Origin of the sequence: Erythrobacter litoralis (assembly GCF_029760855.1) — a bacterium.
Classification (GTDB): domain Bacteria; phylum Pseudomonadota; class Alphaproteobacteria; order Sphingomonadales; family Sphingomonadaceae; genus Qipengyuania; species Qipengyuania litoralis_A.
On record NZ_SOSI01000004.1, the window covers coordinates 126,237 to 145,753 of the forward strand.

The 19,517-nt window shown below is 63.9% G+C and carries 18 protein-coding genes; 8 read left to right on the plus strand and 10 right to left on the minus strand.

Annotated features, from left to right (window positions below):
* Together E3U23_RS08945 and E3U23_RS08950 are read right to left on the minus strand one after the other, a co-directional pair.
* Positions 1-906: a prephenate/arogenate dehydrogenase family protein gene (locus E3U23_RS08945; protein WP_279350902.1), complete on the minus strand. Its 906-nt coding sequence runs from the start codon at positions 904-906 to the stop codon at positions 1-3.
* On the minus strand, positions 903-2,003 hold the full coding sequence (locus E3U23_RS08950; protein WP_279350903.1) for a pyridoxal phosphate-dependent aminotransferase: 1,101 nt from the start codon (positions 2,001-2,003) through the stop codon (positions 903-905). Before E3U23_RS08950 ends, E3U23_RS08945 begins: the two co-directional genes overlap by 4 nt.
* 103 nt (positions 2,004-2,106) lie before the next feature.
* Between E3U23_RS08950 and metX the strand changes: the two genes are divergently transcribed.
* Both metX and metW read left to right on the plus strand, forming a co-directional pair.
* Complete coding sequence (gene metX / locus E3U23_RS08955; protein WP_431732674.1) at positions 2,107-3,219, plus strand: homoserine O-acetyltransferase MetX; 1,113 nt, start codon at positions 2,107-2,109, stop codon at positions 3,217-3,219.
* Complete coding sequence (gene metW, locus E3U23_RS08960) at positions 3,216-3,806, plus strand: methionine biosynthesis protein MetW (protein WP_279350904.1); 591 nt, start codon at positions 3,216-3,218, stop codon at positions 3,804-3,806. Before metX ends, metW begins: the two co-directional genes overlap by 4 nt.
* On the opposite strand, the gene E3U23_RS08965 is transcribed toward metW, so the two are convergent.
* The 4 genes from E3U23_RS08965 to E3U23_RS08980 all read right to left on the minus strand — a co-directional run bounded on the left by E3U23_RS08965 (position 3,803) and on the right by E3U23_RS08980 (position 7,342).
* On the minus strand, positions 3,803-4,414 hold the full coding sequence (locus E3U23_RS08965; RefSeq protein ID WP_279350905.1) for a DUF4126 domain-containing protein: 612 nt from the start codon (positions 4,412-4,414) through the stop codon (positions 3,803-3,805). The two genes, metW and E3U23_RS08965, sit on opposite strands and share 4 nt — an antisense overlap.
* Before the next feature lie 35 nt (positions 4,415-4,449).
* Positions 4,450-5,529 (minus strand): catalase family protein, encoded by a 1,080-nt coding sequence (locus tag E3U23_RS08970; protein ID WP_279350906.1) that lies wholly within the window; start codon positions 5,527-5,529, stop codon positions 4,450-4,452.
* Positions 5,530-5,656: 127 nt separating this feature from the next.
* The gene (locus E3U23_RS08975; RefSeq protein WP_279350907.1) at positions 5,657-6,838 is read right to left on the minus strand and encodes an acetyl-CoA C-acyltransferase; all 1,182 of its coding nucleotides are present in this window, start codon (positions 6,836-6,838) and stop codon (positions 5,657-5,659) included.
* Positions 6,839-6,892: 54 nt separating this feature from the next.
* Positions 6,893-7,342, minus strand: a complete 450-nt coding sequence (locus tag E3U23_RS08980; protein ID WP_279350908.1) for a MaoC family dehydratase — start codon at positions 7,340-7,342, stop codon at positions 6,893-6,895.
* 212 nt (positions 7,343-7,554) lie between these two features.
* On the opposite strand from E3U23_RS08980, the gene E3U23_RS08985 reads away from it, so the two are divergent.
* The 3 genes from E3U23_RS08985 to E3U23_RS08995 all read left to right on the plus strand — a co-directional run bounded on the left by E3U23_RS08985 (position 7,555) and on the right by E3U23_RS08995 (position 14,682).
* A complete protein-coding gene (locus tag E3U23_RS08985; RefSeq protein WP_279350909.1) occupies positions 7,555-8,370 on the plus strand; it encodes a hypothetical protein in 816 nt (271 codons plus the stop codon).
* A gap of 218 nt (positions 8,371-8,588) precedes the next feature.
* On the plus strand, positions 8,589-13,235 hold the full coding sequence (gene gltB / locus E3U23_RS08990; RefSeq protein ID WP_279350910.1) for a glutamate synthase large subunit: 4,647 nt from the start codon (positions 8,589-8,591) through the stop codon (positions 13,233-13,235).
* A gap of 10 nt (positions 13,236-13,245) precedes the next feature.
* Positions 13,246-14,682, plus strand: a complete 1,437-nt coding sequence (locus E3U23_RS08995) for a glutamate synthase subunit beta (protein WP_279350911.1) — start codon at positions 13,246-13,248, stop codon at positions 14,680-14,682.
* Positions 14,683-14,687: 5 nt separating this feature from the next.
* Here the strand turns inward: E3U23_RS08995 and E3U23_RS09000 are convergent, their stop codons facing one another.
* The 4 genes from E3U23_RS09000 to E3U23_RS09015 form a co-directional block, all read right to left on the minus strand.
* Positions 14,688-14,861, minus strand: coding sequence for a hypothetical protein (locus tag E3U23_RS09000; RefSeq protein WP_279350912.1), 174 nt, complete (start codon positions 14,859-14,861; stop codon positions 14,688-14,690).
* A 55-nt stretch (positions 14,862-14,916) separates the two neighbouring features.
* Positions 14,917-15,951: a glycosyltransferase family 4 protein gene (locus tag E3U23_RS09005; protein ID WP_347710017.1), complete on the minus strand. Its 1,035-nt coding sequence runs from the start codon at positions 15,949-15,951 to the stop codon at positions 14,917-14,919.
* Positions 15,948-16,799: a UDP-2,3-diacylglucosamine diphosphatase gene (locus E3U23_RS09010; protein ID WP_279350913.1), complete on the minus strand. Its 852-nt coding sequence runs from the start codon at positions 16,797-16,799 to the stop codon at positions 15,948-15,950. The genes E3U23_RS09005 and E3U23_RS09010 overlap by 4 nt, the downstream gene beginning before the upstream one ends.
* Before the next feature lie 79 nt (positions 16,800-16,878).
* Positions 16,879-17,562 (minus strand): uracil-DNA glycosylase, encoded by a 684-nt coding sequence (locus E3U23_RS09015; RefSeq protein ID WP_279350914.1) that lies wholly within the window; start codon positions 17,560-17,562, stop codon positions 16,879-16,881.
* A gap of 80 nt (positions 17,563-17,642) precedes the next feature.
* Between E3U23_RS09015 and E3U23_RS09020 the strand changes: the two genes are divergently transcribed.
* From E3U23_RS09020 to E3U23_RS09030, 3 genes are read left to right on the plus strand one after another with little or no spacing between them, the layout of a single operon-like run.
* Positions 17,643-18,260, plus strand: a complete 618-nt coding sequence (locus E3U23_RS09020; protein WP_279350915.1) for a ribonuclease D — start codon at positions 17,643-17,645, stop codon at positions 18,258-18,260.
* 24 nt (positions 18,261-18,284) lie between these two features.
* Positions 18,285-18,953: an LPS export ABC transporter periplasmic protein LptC gene (locus tag E3U23_RS09025; RefSeq protein ID WP_279350916.1), complete on the plus strand. Its 669-nt coding sequence runs from the start codon at positions 18,285-18,287 to the stop codon at positions 18,951-18,953.
* On the plus strand, positions 18,953-19,513 hold the full coding sequence (locus tag E3U23_RS09030; RefSeq protein ID WP_279350917.1) for an LptA/OstA family protein: 561 nt from the start codon (positions 18,953-18,955) through the stop codon (positions 19,511-19,513). Before E3U23_RS09025 ends, E3U23_RS09030 begins: the two co-directional genes overlap by 1 nt.
* The last annotated feature ends 4 nt before the right edge of the window (positions 19,514-19,517 follow it).

Sequence of the window (19,517 nt, forward strand, 5' to 3'; positions counted from 1 at the left end):
CTAGTGGTCCCCGCGGCCGAAATCCGCTCGCCCATCGTCCTGACCCTGCTCGATCACTTGGCGGCGGATGGTGCGCGTGCGCTCGAACAGGTCGAACAGCGTTTCGCCGTCGCCATTGCGGATCGCGCGCTGCAAGGCGGTGAGGTCTTCGGTGAAACGCCCGAGCATCTCCAGCACCGCCTCGCGGTTGGAGAGGAACACGTCGCGCCACATGGTCGGATCGCTGGCGGCGATGCGGGTGAAGTCGCGAAAGCCACCGGCGGAATACTTGATGACCTCGCCCTGCGTCACCTCTTCGAGGTCTGACGCCGTTCCGACGATGGTAAAGGCGATGAGGTGCGGGATATGGCTGGTGACGGCGAGTACACGGTCGTGATGCGTTGCCTCCATGATCTCGACTCTCGCGCCGAGGCCTTCCCAAAGGCCCGACAAATCCCGCACCGCCGCGCCATCTGTGCCGTCGGGCGGGGTCAGGATGCACCAGCGATGGCGGAACAGTTCTGCGAACCCCGCGTCCGGCCCGCTGCGTTCCGTCCCGGCGACGGGGTGGGCGGGCACAATTCGCGCATCGGGCAGGATGGCGGCGAGGGTGTCGGCAATACCGGTCTTGGACGAGCCGACATCGCTGACGATCGCCCCCTTCGGCAGGTGCGAGGCAATGGCGGCGGCAGCGTCTTTCATTGCACCCACGGGCACGCACAGGATGACGCAATCGGCCTCGGCCACCGCCTGGCCCGCCATATCGTGCACCGTCCCGACCAGTCCGCGTTCGGTAGCCCGGCGACGGGTATCGGCGTCGACATCCCAGCCGGTCGTGACGATGTGCGGCAGGCGTCCGCGAAGGGCGAGGCCGATGGAGCCGCCGATGAGGCCCAGTCCGATGATGGCGACGCGGGCGATGGTCATGCGGTTGCTTGCGCTGCTTGGCGCAGGATTTCGGCGATTTCGTCCATCTGCGCGCGCGTGCCGATGGTGATACGCAGCGCATAGGGCAGGCCCTGTCCCGGAAGGTGGCGCACCGCATAGCCGCCCGCCTCTATAGCCGACATCGCGGCATCGGCGCTCAGTTCCCCTTCGAAAAGGACAAGGACGAAATTCGCCTCGCTCGGCACGGCGCGGATCCCGTGATTGCCTAGCGCGTCGATCGCGGCGGTGAACGCGGTGCGCGCTCCGGCATTTTCGGTCTGAGAATGCGAAAGAAACTGTTCGTCGGCCAATCCCGCGAGCGCTGCGCGCTGTCCGGTGGCGGAGACATTGAATGCTCCTCGCAACTTATTGATTGCGCCGACAAGCTCCGGCGCTCCGGTGGCCCAGCCGATCCGCTCGGCTGCCAGCCCGTAAGCCTTCGAGAAGGTCCGCGTCACGAGGACGTTGCCGTGCTCTGCCGCAAGGTCAAGCGCGCCATCGTCCAGTCCAACGCCCAGATATTCGGCATAGGCTTGGTCGACCACAAGCAGCACATCGCGCGGCAAGTTGTCATGCAGGCGCTTCACTTCGCGGAAATCGATCCAAGAGCCGCACGGATTGTTCGGATTGTCGAGCAGCACCACCCGCGTCCGCTCCGTCGCCGCCGCCAGAAGCGCATCGACCGAGACAACGTAATCGTTCATCGGCGCTCCGACCGGCTTCGCGCCGACCTTCATAGCCAGGAGCGGATAAAGCGAGAAGGAATATTCGGCAAACAGCATTTCGTCGCCCGGCCCGGCGAAAGCCTGCACCGCACATTGCAGCATTTCGCCCGACCCAGCCCCGCACGCGATCCGTGCCGGGGCGATCCTGTGCTTCGCACCGATCGCTTCGCGCAAGGCGGTCGCATCGGGATCGGGATAGCGAGCCAAATTGTCCGCATCGCGCAGCGCGGTCAGCGCGTCGGGACTGCACCCCAATGGGTTCTCGTTAGCGGACAGTTTTACGAGCGGCCTGCCCCCCGCCCCGGTCGAGCGGCCGGGGGTGTAGGCATGAATCGCCTCGATCCAGGGTTTCATCTGCGGAGTGTCGGGCATCGCGAATTGCGCAATATACAAATCCGACCCTTCGACAAGGTTAGGGTGAGCGGGTAGAAAGAGGTTACATCCGTTCGAGCCGAGCTTGTCGAAGCACGGCCTTTTGTCCAAAGCCCCGCCCACCGTGAACGCCGCCCTGCAATCCCTTACCCTGCCCGCGCCCCTTCCCCTCGACGGCGGGGGCGAACTGGTGGACGCACGGATCGCCTACGAGACCTACGGCACCCTCACCGCCGACCGCAGCAATGCGATCCTGCTTTGCCATGCCCTGACTGGCGACCAGTATGTCGCCAGCTCTCATCCCGTAACCGGCAAGCCCGGCTGGTGGGAGCGGATGGTCGGGCCCGGCAAGCCGATCGACACGAACCGCTACTTCGTCATCTGTGCCAACGTCATCGGCAGCTGCATGGGCTCGACCGGTCCGGCCAGCACGGCGAGCGATGGCCAGCCCTATGCCATGCGCTTTCCCGTCATTACCGTGCGCGATATGGTGCGTGGACTTGTCGGCCTGCTCGATGCGTTGGAAATCGAGACCCTGCACGCCGTCGTCGGTGGATCGATGGGCGGGATGCAGGCGCTTAGTCTCGCGGCGAACTGGCCGGAACGGGCGCAGCGCGTGCTCGCCATCGCCACTACCAGCCGCCATTCGGCGCAGAACATCGCGTTCCACGAACTGGGGCGGCAGGCGATCATGGCCGATCCGGCATGGGCAGGCGGCGACTATTACACGGGCGAGACCCAGCCCGATGCCGGCCTCGCCGTAGCGCGAATGGCGGCGCACATTACCTACCTGTCCGAAGCCGCGTTGACCAAGAAGTTCGGGCGCAATCTGCAGGACCGGGACGCAAAGAGCTTCGGCTTCGATGCCGATTTTCAGGTTGAAAGCTATCTGCGCTATCAGGGCAGCGGCTTCACCCGGCGGTTCGATGCCAACAGCTATCTCTATATCACGCGCGCGATGGATTACTTCGATCTGGCGGAAGAGCATGGCGGCCTGCTGGCCGACGCCTTCGCCGCTTCTCAGGCACGGTTCTGCCTCGTCAGTTTCGACAGCGATTGGCTCTACCCCACCGCTGAAAGCCGCCATGTGGTGCGCGCTCTCAATGCGGCGGGCAAGGCGGTTAGCTTCGTGGAACTGTCCGCGCCCTACGGGCATGACAGCTTCCTCCTCGATGTCCCCGCGCTCGACCGGGTGGTGAAAGGCTTCCTCGAATGAGCGCCCTGCGTCCCGATCTGCGCGCTATCGCCGACGCGGTAACGCCTGATGCCCGTGTACTGGATATTGGTTGCGGCGACGGCGCCCTGTTAGGAGCTCTGCGAGAGGAAAAGCGGGTCGATGCACGTGGTCTCGAACTCGATCCGACATGCGTCGAACGCTGCGTGGCGCAAGGGCTCTCGGTGGTGCAGGGCGATGCCAATCGCGACCTTGCCGACTATCCTGACAAGGGTTTCGACTACGCGATCCTCAGCCAAACCCTGCAGACCACCGACCGGCCCGACTGGATGCTCGACCAGCTGCTGCGCGTCGGGCGGCAGGCCTTCGTCAGCTTCCCCAATTTCGCCCACTGGCGCACCCGCGCCGCGTTGATGTGGGGCGGGCGGATGCCGGTGACCCGTGCCCTGCCGGTAAGCTGGTACGAGACGCGCAACATCCACCATGTCACGATCGACGATTTCCGCGACCTCGCTCGTGCCAAGGGCGCGCGGATCGAGCGGGAGTGGTTCTTCTCGGGCGAGAAACCGCGCAGCGCCGCGCCCAATTTGCTGGCGGAGTTTGCGGTGTTCCAGCTGAGCCGAGGCTAGAGTTTTTCAGAGCCTGTCGGCACTTCCCGCCGCGCGAACAGGGACCGGATGACCTTGCGCGCCGCAACGATCAGCCACATCATCAGCGCCAGCAGCACCAGTGCGATGGCCAGCGCCACGTAGGGAAACTGATAGGCGAGGAACAGCAGGCCGACGCTCGCCACATCCTCTGCCGAAGAGACGACCGCATTGCTCACCGGCTCGGGGCTGGCATTGACCACACCGCGCGCACCCGCCTTGCCCGCATGCGCCGTGAACGCCGCGCCGCCGCCCAGCAGGAACGCGACAACCTGCGTCGCCGGATCACCCGGATCGACGATCGCCAGCGCCAATAGCGCCCCGCCGAGCGGTCGCACGAAGCTGTGAATAGCATCCCATGCGCTATCGAGCCACATTACCTTGTCCGCGAGGAACTCGATCCCGGCAGCGAAGGCGGCGATGCCCATCACCCACGGGTTCGCCAGCACGTCGAGGCTCTGCAGATGATCGGGCAAAGGGATTGCGCCCAGCCGCATGGCGAGGCCGGTAGCGAAAATGCTCAGATACAGCCGCCAGCCGGCCAGCAAGCTGACGCTGCCGGCGATCCCGATTATTTCCATGATACCCATCGCGCACGTCCCCTATCGATGCGCGATCCGCTGTGTCATGACGGCTCGTGGATCGGGCACCCGTTCTTTTCTGCGCGAAAGCGGACCGAATGGCGATAGGTTTCCTGCCGCGCGCGGTTGGTATTGCCCATGGGGAGGTGGTCCATCACCCCGGTCCAGGGCGAGAAATGCAGGTTCTCGTTTACCTCACGCACCAATTGCTCGTCCCAGCTATCCTGCTTCGGCACGGTGAGGGTCGCGACCGGCTCGAACGGCGAAACGTCCTGCGGCCATTCGACCGAACTGTCCTCCACCGGCTGTTTCTCGATATCGCGCAAAAGCTGCACGCAGAACTCCCATTCCGCGTCGTTCTGCATGAACTGTTCGCGCACGTGGTGGCGCAGCGCATCCCTGTCGTCACCGATCTCGACCGCCTTGCCTTCCAGCGCCTTCATCCAGTCCGCCGCCGGACGCAGCAGGAACTTCGCGACATACTGGCCATAGCGGAACGGCGTGGCGGAGAAATATTCGAGCGCCAGCGGTTCGGAATGCGGAACGCCCCCAAGCGAGGCAAGCGCGGGCGACGGGTCGAGACCGACCTTCTGCCGCGCATCATTGGCTAGCTTGAACGTATCGGCGGCGACCTTCTTCAGCCATTCCGCCTTGTCGGTCGTCTTCGATGTCAGCTTCAGGTTCTTGGCGAACGCCTGCGCATCGGGCGCGGGAAAGGCCGGGGCATTGAGGAAAATAAAGTCCTGCGTGTCGCCGTCGGCATCCGGCAGTCGCGTGCCCTTCACGTCGCAAATCTTGAGCGCGAAGCCGCGCGGCAAGTGGATATTGTCGTGCAGGATATCGCCCGCATTGGTCGACATGCGAATATAGGCATCGTGGCTGCCGGGACGGGCGAAGATGCCCTGCGCCAATTCCGGTGCGAGGTCTTCCAGGACTGTGAAGGTACCCTTCGCGATCCCATGCGATTTGGCATGGACCGCGCGGATGGCGTGGCCCGAATTTTCGTAAGTCGTTTCGAGAATGTCATCGAAGCTGTCGTCGAGGTCGAGGATCGTATCCGCTTCCTTCTTCGGTTCGATGGTCTCGAGATCGGCCGAGAAGGGCACGGGGGCGGAATAGGGCATAACGAACCTCGAAGCAGTGAATATCAGATAGGTAACGCCTGCCCCACCAGTTCGGGTTCCGGTTGAAACGAAGAAGGGCGGCGCCGCTGCCGACACCGCCCTTCGTTTTCGCCTTGATTGAGCCGGATCAGAAGATCTCGAACAGCCCCGCTGCGCCCATGCCGCCGCCGACACACATGGTGACGACGCCGTATTTCGCGCCGCGACGCTTGCCTTCCAGCAATACGTGCCCGGTGCAGCGTGCCCCGGTCATGCCATAGGGGTGGCCGATCGAGATCGAGCCGCCGCTGACGTTAAGCTTGTCGTTATCGATGCCGAGCTTGTCGCGGCAATAAAGCACCTGCACGGCGAAGGCTTCGTTCAACTCCCAGATGCCGATATCGTCGACGTTCAGGTCGAAGCGCTTGAGCAGCTTGGGGATCGCGAAGATCGGGCCGATGCCCATTTCGTCCGGCTCGGTCCCGGCGACCGCCATTCCGACATAACGGCCAAGCGGGGTCAGGCCCTTCTGCTCGGCAATCTTGGCTTCCATCAGCACGCTGGCTGACGAGCCATCCGAAAGCTGCGACGCGTTCCCGGCGGTGATCGTGGTCGGATCGCCCATTACCGGCTTCAAGCTGCTCAGCCCTTCGAGCGTCGTCTGCGGACGATTGCCCTCGTCCTTGTCGATAGTGACTTCGACATCGGAAATCTCGCCGGTTTCCTTGTCCTGCACCTTGTGCGTGGTGGATACGGAGACGATCTCGTCGTCGAACCGGCCTTCTTCCTGCGCCTTGGCAGTACGCTGCTGCGACTGGAGGGCATATTCGTCCTGCTGTTCGCGGCTGATGCCGTAACGCTGGGCGACCGTTTCGGCGGTCTGCAGCATCGGCATGTAGATCGCGCCGTGCATCGCGATCAGTTCGGGATCGGGCATCACGCGCATTTCCTTGGTCTGCACGAGACTGATCGATTCCTGCCCGCCGGCGGCAACCACGTCCATCCGGTCGGTGATGATCTGCTTGGCGGCCGTGGCAATGCTCATCAGGCCGCTGGAGCACTGACGGTCGATCGTCATGCCGCTGGTGCCGATGGGGCAACCGGCGCGAAGGGCAACCTGCCGGGCGAGGTTGCCGCCCTGCGTACCCTGCTGGAGCGCGCTGCCCCATAATACGTCGTCGACTTCGCCGGGCTCGATACCGGCGCGCTCGATCGCGGGCTTCAGGGAATAGGAACCGAGGGTCGGGCCCTTGGTGTCGTTGAACCCGCCCTTGTAGGCACGGCCGATGGCGGTGCGGGCGGTGGAGACGATAACTGCGTCACGTGACATGATGATATCCTTCGTTTGGTAAAGACGTCCGATCTTCCGGGGAGGAGGTCGCGATCAGACGAAATACATCGTCATCCATTCGCAGATCAGGGCGGGCTTGTCCTCGCCTTCGATCTTGATCGTGATTTCCATGGTCTGCTGCCACTGACCCTGCCGCTTCTCGGTCATCTCGAGGAGCTTCCAATGTCCGCGGATGCGCTTGCCCGATTTGACGGGGCTGATGAAGCGCGTCTTGTTGCCGCCGTAGTTCACCGCCATCTTGATCCCGTCGACCCGCGGCACGTCGCTGTTCGCGGTGAGGTAGGGGATCATCGAAAGCGTGAGGAAACCGTGCGCGATGGTGCCGCCGAACGGCGTCATCTTGGCCTTTTCCTCGTCGATATGGATGAACTGGTGATCGCCCGTCGCGTCGGCGAACTGGTTGATCCGCTCCTGGCTCATCTCGACCCATTCGCTGGTGCCGACATCCTGACCGGTTTTCTCGGCGATTTCCTGAGGGCTCATCCATCTCTCCTTGTTCGTTGTATGCGTAAAGTCAGCGATGTCATGGCGCATGGGTTCCACCCGCGCAACAGGCTCGCCGGTGCCGCTACGGCATGGCGCGGCGGTCCGAAGGCACGGGACGGCGAGGCGCACGCCGAACACGACTTTCCGATTCGTTTCGGGACCACGGGCGGTTTCCTTGAGCCTTTCGCGCGCCTACATCGCGAACCGTCATGCGCCGCCAAGTCTCGCTTCTTCTTCGCCGTCGATGGTTTCCGGCCGTGGTGGCCGTGTGGTTCGGGCTCCTGGCTACCGGAACGATCGCTGTTCTGCGGGACGATCTACTAGGCGCGACGTTCGGGGAACTGGCTGGGATCGGCAGGTTCGGCCTCGCGCTCGCGATCGGGTTGGTCATTTTTATCGCCGTGTGGCTGGCCGTTGGATGGATGCTCCAAGACCGGTCGCAGCGGATGCGGGACGTGGACGAAGAAGACCTGGCTGCCGAAATCTACCAAGAAAAGCTGCACGAAGTCGATGAGGTTTCCGAGGCCGTCGAAGAGATCGAAGACGACACGGTCTCGCAGGACACCGAACACGACGAATTTGAGTCGGTCGACGAAAGCGGCCCTTCTGAAGACAATGCACCCGATCCCTTTTCCCCCAACGATGAGCCGATCGCGCGCCCGGGTTCGATGCGGCATGCCTGGCTGCTGCAAACCGGCGAACCCTTGCCGATACCGACAACCGAACTGCCGGCGGACGATCCGGTTGTCGAAGATAAGCCGGCCGAAACGCCTCTCCCCGCCGAACGACCCACCCCGGAAAGTGACGACGCGGCGGTAGAACACGTGGAGCGTCCATCACTTGCGCAGTTGCAGGAACGGTTGGCGGTCGCCATCACGCGCACGGACCGCCCGATGCCAGGCGACTTCGAACCGTCCGACGATCCCGAACCCGACGAAGACGACGACAGGCCGCTTCTGGACGAAGAGGCTCGTGAAGCTGTGAGGCGCGCGCTGGCAAAACTTGAGAGTTTCACCCGCGGCTAAGTTATGCTGCATATGCGTAAAGGCGGCCCGCGCTTGCCGTGCGCGAAATTTTCCTTCGCCGCACGGCCATTGCAAAATGTCGCGCCCTTCGTCAAAACCGGCATTCGCGAAACAATCGATGGTGCCTGTTCGCCACCGCACAAACGAACCGGTTGCCAAGGCGCGACGGCCCATCGGTCGCCGTGCGGAAAGATGACCTGATCACGATGGATAGTACGATGCCTTTTTCGCCCGCCCGCCAGGGCCTTTACGATCCGCGCAACGAACACGATGCCTGCGGCGTCGGCATGGTCGCGCATATCAAGGGCGAGAAAAGTCATTCCATTATCGAGCAGGGGCTCGAAATCCTCGCCAATCTCGATCATCGCGGCGCGGTCGGGGCCGATCCGCTGCTGGGAGACGGGGCGGGCATCCTGCTGCAGATCCCCGATCCGCTGATCCGCAAATGGGCGGCGGACGAAGGGCACGATCTGCCCGAACCCGGCCACTACGCGCTTGCCATGTGTTTCCTGCCGCAGGACGAAAGCGCCCGCGCCTTCGTGGAAAGCCAGCTCGAGCGTTTTGCCGAGAAGGAGGGTCAGAAGGTCATCGGTTGGCGCGACGTGCCGACGACCCGCGACGGGCTCGGCAAGGCTGTCATCGAATCGATGCCGGTCATCCGCCAGTGCGTCATAGCGCGCGGCCAGAACTGCACCGACCAGGCCGCGTTCGATCGCAAGCTGGTCGTCATTCGCAAACAAACGCTGAACCCCCTTGCCGCGCTGGAGGAAAAACACGGCATTCCGGGGCTGACGACGGCCTACATCCCGAGCTTTTCCAGCCGAACCGTGGTCTATAAGGGACTGCTCCTCGCCAATCAGGTCGGCAGTTTCTACGACGATCTGCGCGATCCCGATTGCGTCAGCGCCCTAAGCCTCGTGCACCAGCGTTTTAGTACCAATACCTTCCCCAGCTGGCGGCTTGCCCACCCCTATCGCTTCATGGCGCATAACGGCGAGATCAACACGGTTCGCGGCAATGTGAACTGGATGGAAGCCCGCCGCCGCGCGATGGAAAGCGAGCTGCTGGGCGCCGACCTCGACAAGATGTGGCCGCTCATCCCGCACGGCCAGTCGGATACCGCTTGCCTCGACAATGCGCTCGAGCTGCTAGTTACGGGGGGATACAGCCTCGCCCACGCGATGATGATGCTGATGCCGGAAGCGTGGGCGAAGAACCCGCAAATGGATCCGGCACGCCGCGCCTTCTACGAATACCACGCCGCATTGATGGAGCCGTGGGATGGCCCCGCCGCCGTCGCCTTCACCGACGGGCGGCAGATCGGCGCCTGCCTCGATCGCAATGGTTTGCGTCCTGCGCGCTTCTGCGTGACGAAGGATGATCTCGTCGTGCTCGCTTCGGAAAGCGGGGTGCTGCCGTTCGCCGAGGAGGACATTACGCGAAAATGGCGTTTGCAGCCCGGCAAGATGCTGCTGATCGACCTTGAGGAAGGCCGCATCGTCGAGGACGAGGAACTGAAAAGCGATCTTGCCGCCGCCGAACCCTATGAAGCATGGCTGGAGAAGGCGCAGTACAAGCTTGCCGATCTCGCCCATGTCGAGCCGGAATATGCCGAGATTGCCGAGGCGGAAGGCCCGCTGATCAATCGCCAGCAGGCGTTCGGCTATACGCAGGAAGACATTACCCGCTTTCTCGAACCGATGGCCGCCAATGGCGAGGACCCGGTCGGCTCGATGGGCACCGACACGCCGATCGCCGTGCTGAGCCGGCGTAGCCGACTTCTATACGACTATTTCAAGCAGAACTTCGCGCAAGTCACCAATCCGCCGATCGACCCGATCCGCGAAGAGCTGGTGATGAGCCTGCTTTCCATGATCGGCCCGCGCCCGAACCTGCTCGGGCGCGACGGGGGCAAACACAAGCGCCTCGAAGTCGACCAACCGATCCTGACCAATAACGATCTCGCCAAGATCCGCTCGGTCGAGGTCGGGCTGGACGGAGCTTTCCGCACGCGCACCATCGATGCGACGTGGGATGCCTCGACCGGGGCCGACGGGCTGGCGATGGCGCTGAAAGAAATGTGTTGGGCGGCGACCGAAGCAGTGCTGGGCGATGCCAACATTCTCATCCTTTCGGACCGCGCGCAGGGTCCTGACCGGATCGCCATACCCGCGCTGCTGGCAACGGCGGCGGTTCACCATCAGCTCGTGCGGCAGGGCTTGCGCATGCAGACCGGTCTCGTCGTCGAAACCGGCGAGGCGCGCGAGGTGCATCATTTCTGCGCGCTGGCGGGTTACGGCGCGGAAGGGGTGAACCCCTATCTCGCCTTCGAGACGCTTGAAGACCTGCGCGCCCGCAAGTTCGCACATCTCGATCCGGCGGAGGTTGAAAAGAACTTCGTCAAGGCGATCGGCAAGGGCATCCTCAAGGTCATGTCCAAAATGGGCATTTCGACCTACCAGTCCTATTGCGGGGCGCAGATCTTCGATGCGGTCGGCCTGTCGAGCGATTTCGTCGACACCTATTTTACCGGCACCGCCACCACCATCGAGGGCATCGGCCTTGCCGAAGTGGCGGAAGAAACGGTGCGCCGCCACGGCCAGGCCTATGGGGACAGTCCGCTTTACAAGGGCATGCTCGATGTCGGCGGCATCTACCAATACCGCCTGCGCGGCGAGGATCACGCCTGGACCCCGCAGAACGTCGCCAACCTGCAGCATGCGGTGCGCGGCGGAGATGCCAAGAATTACGAAGAATTCGCGCAAAGCGTGAACGAGCAGTCGGAACGGCTGCTGACCATTCGCGGGCTGATGGAACTGAAGAAGGCGGAGCGCCCGCTCGACATCGACGAGGTCGAACCGGCGAGCGAGATCGTCAAGCGGTTCAGCACCGGCGCAATGAGCTTCGGTTCGATCAGTCGGGAAGCGCACACCACGCTCGCCATCGCAATGAACCGGATCGGCGGTCGCTCGAACACCGGCGAAGGGGGCGAGCAGCCCGACCGGTTCCTGCCGATGGACAATGGCGATTCGATGCGTAGTCGGATCAAGCAGGTCGCGAGCGGCCGGTTCGGCGTGACGACCGAATATCTCGTCAATTCCGACGATATCCAGATCAAGATGGCGCAGGGTGCAAAGCCCGGCGAAGGAGGCCAGCTGCCCGGTCACAAGGTCGATAAGGCAATCGCCGAGGTCCGCCATTCGACGCCGGGCGTAGGCCTGATCTCGCCACCGCCGCACCACGATATCTACTCGATCGAGGATCTGGCGCAGCTGATTCACGATTTGAAGAACGTAAAGCCGACCAGCCGTATTTCTGTGAAACTGGTGAGCGAAGTTGGCGTCGGCACTGTTGCCGCCGGCGTTTCCAAGGCTCGAGCCGATCATGTCACGATCTCGGGCTACGAAGGCGGCACCGGCGCCTCGCCGCTGACCAGCCTGACCCATGCGGGAAGCCCGTGGGAAATCGGCCTTGCGGAAACGCAGCAGACGCTGCTTCTCAACGACCTTCGCAGCCGTATCGCGGTGCAGGTCGATGGGGGGCTGCGGACCGGACGCGACTGCGCGATCGGCGCGCTGCTGGGTGCGGACGAATTCGGTTTCGCCACCGCCCCGCTGATCGCGGCGGGCTGCATCATGATGAGGAAGTGCCACCTCAACACCTGCCCCGTCGGCGTGGCGACGCAGGATCCGGTGCTGCGCAAGCGCTTCGTCGGAACGCCCGAACACGTTATCAACTACTTCTTCTTCGTCGCCGAGGAACTACGCCAGATCATGGCCGAGATGGGCTTTCGCACGGTCGAGGAAATGATCGGCCGGGTCGACCGAATCGACACCCGCCGCGTGCGCCGCCACTGGAAGGCGCACGGCGTCGATCTCGGCCGGATCCTGCACCAGGTGCCGCTCGAAGACGGCAAGCTTCCCCGCCACACTGAAGACCAGGATCATGGCCTCGAAAGCGCGATGGATGTCGAATTGATCGAAGCGACGAACGATGCCGTCGCGAGCGGCACGCCCATCGTCCTCCAGCGCGAAATCCGCAACGTGAACCGCACCGTCGGCGCCATGCTGTCGGGCCGGATCGCAGAGGCGAAAGGGCACACTGGCCTCGCACCCGACACGATCCGCATCGAATTCACCGGTGTTGCCGGGCAGAGCTTTGGCGCATGGGCGGCGCACGGCCTCGTGCTCGACCTCACCGGCGATGCCAATGACTATGTCGGCAAGGGCCTTTCGGGCGGTCGGATCATCGTCAAACCGCCGAAAGGCGCGCCGCGCGAGCCGACCGAGAACATCATCGTTGGCAACACCGTCCTTTATGGCGCGATCGCGGGCGAGGCGTATTTCAGCGGCGTTGCAGGCGAACGCTTTGCAGTGCGAAATTCGGGCGCGGTCGCCGTGGTCGAAGGCACGGGCGACCACCCTTGCGAATACATGACCGGCGGCGTCGTCTGCGTGCTCGGCAGGACCGGTCGCAATTTCGGCGCGGGTATGAGCGGCGGCATCGCCTATGTCTACGATCCCAACGGCACGTTCGACACACGGGTCAATCCCGCCCAAGTCGATGTGCTGCCGATCGCGGCATCCGACGAGGGGTCCGAGCGTAGCTGGGGTGAACCGCAACAACGCCCCCTTTCGGTCGACAATTCGGGCATGGGCGATCCGCTTTATCACGACGCGGCGAGGCTGCGCATCCTGGTGGAGAGGCATCACCTTCACACCGGCTCGGCCCGGGCGAAGGCTCTGCTCGACGATTGGGACAACGCGCTCGGCAAGTTCCTTAAGGTGATGCCGCGCGATTATGCCCGGGCGCTGAAGGCGCTCGAGGAAGAGCGGGAAGACGCCGCGATGGAAGCGGCGGAGTAAGGATTACGATATGGGCAAGGAAACCGGCTTCCTCGAATTCGAGCGCGAAGAGCGTACCTACGCCGATCCGCAAGAGCGGCTGAAGCACTACAAGGAATTCGTCGTCCCGCACGACGAGGCGGCGCTGCAGAAACAGGCCGCGCGTTGCATGAATTGTGGCATTCCGTACTGTCACAACGGCTGCCCGGTGAACAACATCATCCCGGACTGGAACCACCTCGTCTACGAAGACGACTGGCGTAACGCATTGGAAGTGCTGCATTCCACCAACAACTTCCCCGAATTTACCGGACGCATCTGCCCCGCCCCGTGCGAGGCGGCCTGCACGCTCAACATCGTCGATGCGCCGGTGACGATCAAAAGCATCGAATGCGCGATCATCGACCGCGGCTTCAAGGAAGGCTGGGTCAAACCGCAAGTGCCGGAAAAGCAGACCGGCAAATCGGTCGCGGTGATCGGAAGCGGACCCGCCGGCCTCGCCTGCGCGCAGCAGCTTGCCCGCGCCGGTCATGCGGTCACCGTGTTTGAAAAGAGCGACCGGATCGGCGGCCTCCTTCGCTACGGCATTCCCGACTTCAAGATGGAAAAGCACCTCATCAACCGCCGCGCGGTGCAGATGGAAGCCGAAGGCGTGCAGTTCAAAACCGGCGCTGAAGTGGGCGTCGAAGTCAGCTTCGCGGCGCTGAAAGAAAATTTCGATGCAGTAGTACTGGCTGGCGGCGCGGAGGATGCGCGCAAGCTCGACGTGCCCGGCGCCGAGCTGCCCGGTGTGCGCCTCGCGATGGAATTCTTAACCCAGCAGAACAAGCGCAATGCAGGCGACGACGAAGTGCGCGCCGCCCCGCGTGGCAGTCTGACGGCCACCGGCAAGGACGTCATCGTAATCGGCGGCGGTGACACCGGTAGCGACTGCGTCGGCACCAGTAACCGCCAAGGCGCGAAGAGCGTCACCCAGCTTGAGATCATGCCCAAGCCTCCGGAAAAGGAGGACAAGCTGATGACCTGGCCGAACTGGCCGATGAAGCTGCGCACCTCGTCCAGTCACGAGGAAGGGGCTGACCGCGACTGGGCGGTGCTCGCCAAGCGCGTGATCGAGGAAGGCGGCGACGTTTCCGGCCTCGAATGCGTGCGGATCGAATGGGAAGGCCGCGAAATGAAGGAAGTCGCGGGCAGCGAATTCATCCTCCCCGCCGACCTCATCCTGTTGGCAATGGGCTTTACCGGCCCGCTGAAGCGCGGATTGCTGGATCGCGCCGGCGTCGAGCTGTGCGAGCGCGGCAATGTGAAGGCCGACGAACGGCGCTACGCCACCAGCGAGCCGAACGTCTACGCCTGCGGCGACATGCGTCGGGGCCAGAGCCTCGTCGTTTGGGCGATCCGCGAAGGTCGGCAAGCCGCCCGCGCGGTGGACGAAGCGCTGATGGGCAAGAGCGAGCTGCCGCGCTAGGCGCGCTAGCGTCGGCGTGCTTTAAGCAGGGCGACGCCGGGCACAACGCAGGCGACGACGGCAACCAGCAATCCGGCGACGGCGCCGATCGTCATGCCGTGCGTCCCAGCCAGCCATGCGCCGACGATCGCGCCCACCATCGGACAGAGAAGCAGCAGGAAACATCCGAGCGCGGCCATGGACCGGCTTTACCCCGTGTGCCGCAGGAATTGTAAGTCCCTGGGGCGCTGTCGGTCAGGCGGCGCGCGAAGTTACCCCGTCGAACCGCCGCAAAGCGCGTTCGAACTGATCGGTCGCGGCGTCCCAGCTGTAGCTCTGGGCGTAGCGGGCGCAGGCAGCGGGGTCGCGTTTGGCAGCGCGTTCGATATTGGCGGCGAGATCGGGGCCGGTAGCGCCCACGCTGCGGTCGAGAACGTCGCGCGGACCCATCGCGTCGAACGCGGCGACCGGGGTGCCGCAGGCCAGTGCCTCGATCATCACGAGGCCGAACGTGTCGGTGAGGCTGGGGAAGACGAAGACATCGGCCGTGCGATAGGCGGCGGCCAGCGCCTCGCCCGTGCGGCTACCGTGGAAGTGCGCGGTGGGATAGCGGCGTTCGAGTTCGGCGCGTTGCGGCCCGTCGCCGATCACGAACTTTGCCGCGCCGGTGTCGAGCGAGAGGAAGGCTTCGAGGTTCTTTTCTACCGCAAGTCGACCCACATACAGCAATCGCCGCTGGAACCCCGCCGCCGCCACCATGCCATCGTCCAGCGGACCGTCGGGCGAAAAGGCCGCGAGGTCGACGCCGCGGCTCCAGCGATGGGTGTGCGCAATTCCGCGCGAAGCGAGTTCGCTCGCCAGCATGGGCGTCGCGCACAGGACCGCGCTGGAAGATGCGTGAAAGCGGCGCATGAGTTTCCAGATGAAGGCGGGGCTGAGACCGGTGCGGCGGCGGACATATTCGGGGAAATGCGTGTGAAAGGCGGTGGTGAACGGAAGGCCCCGCTTTTTCGCCCAGCGCCGCGCCGCCCAGCCGAGCGGACCTTCGGTGGCGATATGCAACGCATCAGGCGCAAAATCCTCGATGTGCTTTGCAATCTTTACCTTGCCTGCAAGAGCAAGGCGTATCTCGGGATAGGTCGGGCAGGGCATGGACGGGAAGCGGTCCGGCCCAATGATCTCGACCGTATGGCCGCGTGCTTCAAGCCCGGCGCATGTCGCCTGGAGTGTGCGCACCACGCCGTTGACCTGCGGCTCCCATGCGTCGGAAACGATGGCAATGCGCATCATGCGGCCTTTCTTATAGTGGTAACGGTGCGGGCGGCAACTTCGTCCGCCCAGTGAAGGATTTCCATGCGCCCGTCCTCGTGTTCGACCAGCGCGGTGCAACTTTCGACCCAGTCGCCATCGTTGTAATAGGCGATACCGTCGAAATCGCGTTCCTCTGCGGTGTGGATATGGCCGCACACAACGCCGTCGACCCCGTGCTTGCGAGCGGCGGTGGCAACGGTTTCCTCGAACCGGCCGATGAAGGCGACCGCGTCCTTCACCTTGTGCTTGGCATGCTTGGAAAGCGACCAGAACGGCAGGTTCAGCCGGCGGCGTACGGCGTTGATGACGACATTGAGGGTGAGCAGGAAGTTGTACGCCGCATCGCCGAGGAAGGCGAGCCAGCGATGGCCCATCACCACCGCGTCGAATTCGTCGCCGTGAAGCACCAGCAGGCGGCGCCCGTCGGCGGTCACGTGGCGAGCGGAGCGGCGGATTTCCACGCCGCCGAAGTCCATGCCCGAGAACTGGCGAAACATTTCGTCGTGATTGCCGGGGACGTATACTACCCGCGTCCCGCGCTTGGCGCGCTTCATGATCCGCCGCACGATCGCGTTGTGGCGCTCGGGCCAGTAGAAGCGACGCTTCATGCGCCAGCCGTCAATAATGTCGCCGACGAGATAGAGATATTCGCTGTCGCAATGGTCGAGAAAATCGATCAGCATGTCCGCAGCGCAGCCCCGCGTGCCGAGATGCACATCGGAAATCCAGATTGCCCGATAGCGGCGGCGCGGCGCGCCCGAAGGGCCCACCTGCTTGTTCGTCTTCGATAGAACCTTCGCCTGTCCTGCGTAATCCAGTTGCGTCATCGCGCCGCCTCCCGCTTCGTCTCGCGGAGGGGTTAAGCGCGCCAAGGTTACAGCTTGCGGGCGCTATGACGGTTTGAGGTCAATCGAGTCGCCAGTCGACCGGTTCGCGGCCATGCGCTTCGAGAAATGCGTTGGTCCGGCTGAACGGCTGCGACCCGAAAAAGCCGCGATAGGCGGAAAGCGGGCTTGGATGGGGGGTTTCGATAAGCACATGCTGTCTGCCGCCCTGCGCCTCGATCAGCGGAGCCTTGGCTTGCGCATGGCCGCCCCACAGTATGAATACGGTGGGTCTGCCAGACTGCGCGACCGCGGCGATGCAGGCATCCGTCACCGCTTCCCATCCGCGCTTCGCATGGCTGCCGGCCGTACCTGCTTCCACCGAGAGCGATGTGTTCAGCAGCAGGACGCCCTGCCGCGCCCACGCTGTCAGATCGCCGGACCGTGGCGGCGAAATTCCGAGGTCATTTTCCATCTCGCGGTAGATGTTCTTGAGGCTCGGCGGCAGCTTGACGCCATCGGGTACCGAGAATGCCAGCCCCATCGCCTGCCCGGCCCCGTGATAGGGATCCTGCCCCAGAATGACGGCTTTGACCGCATCCGGCGGCGATAAATGCAGCGCGTGAAACCGATCGGCGGGCGGGGGATAGATCGCCTTTCCCGCCGCCTCTTCCGCCGCGAGAAACCGACCAAGCGCCTCCCCTCGCGCGCTTTCCAAGACCGGCGCCAGTACGCCGCGCCAATCCTTGGGCACATCCTGCAACATGGACCATGCGATGCACCCCGCCGCGCGCCTCCGCCAGAGTTTCCTTTCCTACTATCCCCATGTCGCCTAAGGCGCGGGGCATGGCAGTGCATTTCCACGAAGAAGATCTTCCCGAAGGCGTCCTCGCGCCCGGACCCGTCGCCGTCGACACCGAAGCGATGGGCCTAGTCACCCCGCGCGACCGGTTGTGCGTCGTCCAGATCAGCGACGGCAGGGGCGACGAGCATCTCGTCCGCTTTAATCCCGGCAGCGAATACGATGCGCCCAATCTGTGCGCCGTGCTGGCTGATCCTGCGCGCCTCAAGCTGTTCCATTTCGCCCGCTTCGATCTCGCCGCGATCCAGTATTATCTCGGAGTGGAGGCGACCCCCTGCTATTGCACCAAGATCGCCAGCAAGCTGGTGCGTACTTATACCGACCGGCATGGCCTTAAGAACCTCGTCGACGAATTGCTCGGCCAGAACATTTCCAAAGCGCAGCAGAGTTCGGATTGGGGCGGCCCGGATTTGAGCGAAGCGCAGCGTGATTATGCGGCAAGCGATGTGCGCTATCTTCATGCCCTGCGCGAGGAACTGAACACGCGGCTCGAGCGTGAAGGCCGCATGGACATGGCGCAGGCCTGTTTCGACTTCCTTCCCACCCGCGCCCGGCTCGACATCGCCGGCTGGGCGGATCACGACATTTTCAGCCACGCGTAAGGCGCGGCGGAGCAAAGCCACCTCATGTCCTTCGCCAAGGCCCGGATCGAGACGCAGCAGGCCCAAGCGCTGCGTTCCCGCCGGCAGCGGTTCGCCGCCCCGGGTGGCAGCCACGATCGCCTGGTCCGTTTCCTGTCGCGCGCGCTGCCGATGGCGATGGGGGTGCTTGCCGCGCTAATGATTATTACCCCGCTTAGCCCGCGGGGAGAGATTAGCTTTCTGCTCGATCGCAACAAGGTCGCAGTCGTGAAGGACCGCCTGCGCGTCGATAATGCGCTCTATCGTGGGCAGGACAATCAGAGCCGGCCCTTCTCCCTGACCGCGGGCGAAGCGGTGCAGCGTTCCAGCGCCGAAGGCATCGTGCGGATGGACGATCTCATCGCGCGCATCCTGCTACCGGAAGGCCCCGCGCGCGTGGAAGCAGGCGGCGGGCAGTACGATATCGATCAATCCGTCGTCTCGCTCGCCGGGCCGATGGAATTCACCGCAGCCGATGGATACCGGATGACGGCGCGCGGCGTCTCGCTCGACCTGAAAGACAAGCACCTGACCGGCGCGGGCGGCGTCGAAGGTGCGGTGCCCGCCGGCACATTCCGCGCAAACCGGCTCGATGCCGATCTCGGTGCTCGCACCGTAACCTTGAGCGGAGACGCACGCCTGCGCATGGTGCCCGGCCAGATGAGGATGCCCTGATGACGACACGCCTGCCCGTGATGATCCGCTCCGCACTCGGCGGTTTCGTGCTGACGGCGGCAGCGATGGCTGGTATTACGTTGAGCGCACAAGGGCTCGGCGGGCACAATTCAAATGCGCCCGTCTCTTATGCTGCCGACCGGATCGAGTTGCAGGACCGGCAGAACCGTGTCGTGCTCTCGGGCGACGTTCGGATCACGCAGGCCGGCCTCTCGCTCAATGCGGCGCGCACCGTGGTAAACTACACGGACGCCGGAACGCTGCGCATCCAGCGCATCTTGGCAACCGGCGGCGTCGATGTGCAGCGCGGTAACGAGCGGGCGCGGGGCGACAATGCGGTGTACGATTTCAACCGCCGGATCATTACGATGGCCGGCAATGTCCGCCTCAATCGCGGCGGCGACACGTTGAACGGTGGCCGGCTGGTGATCGACCTTGCGAGCGGGGTGTCCAGCGTAGACGGCAATGCCAGCGGCGGATCGTCCGTCGGGGGGACGAGCAGCCAGAGTTCAGGCGGCCGGGTGACGGGCTCGTTCTCGGTACCCGACAACAACGACTGACACC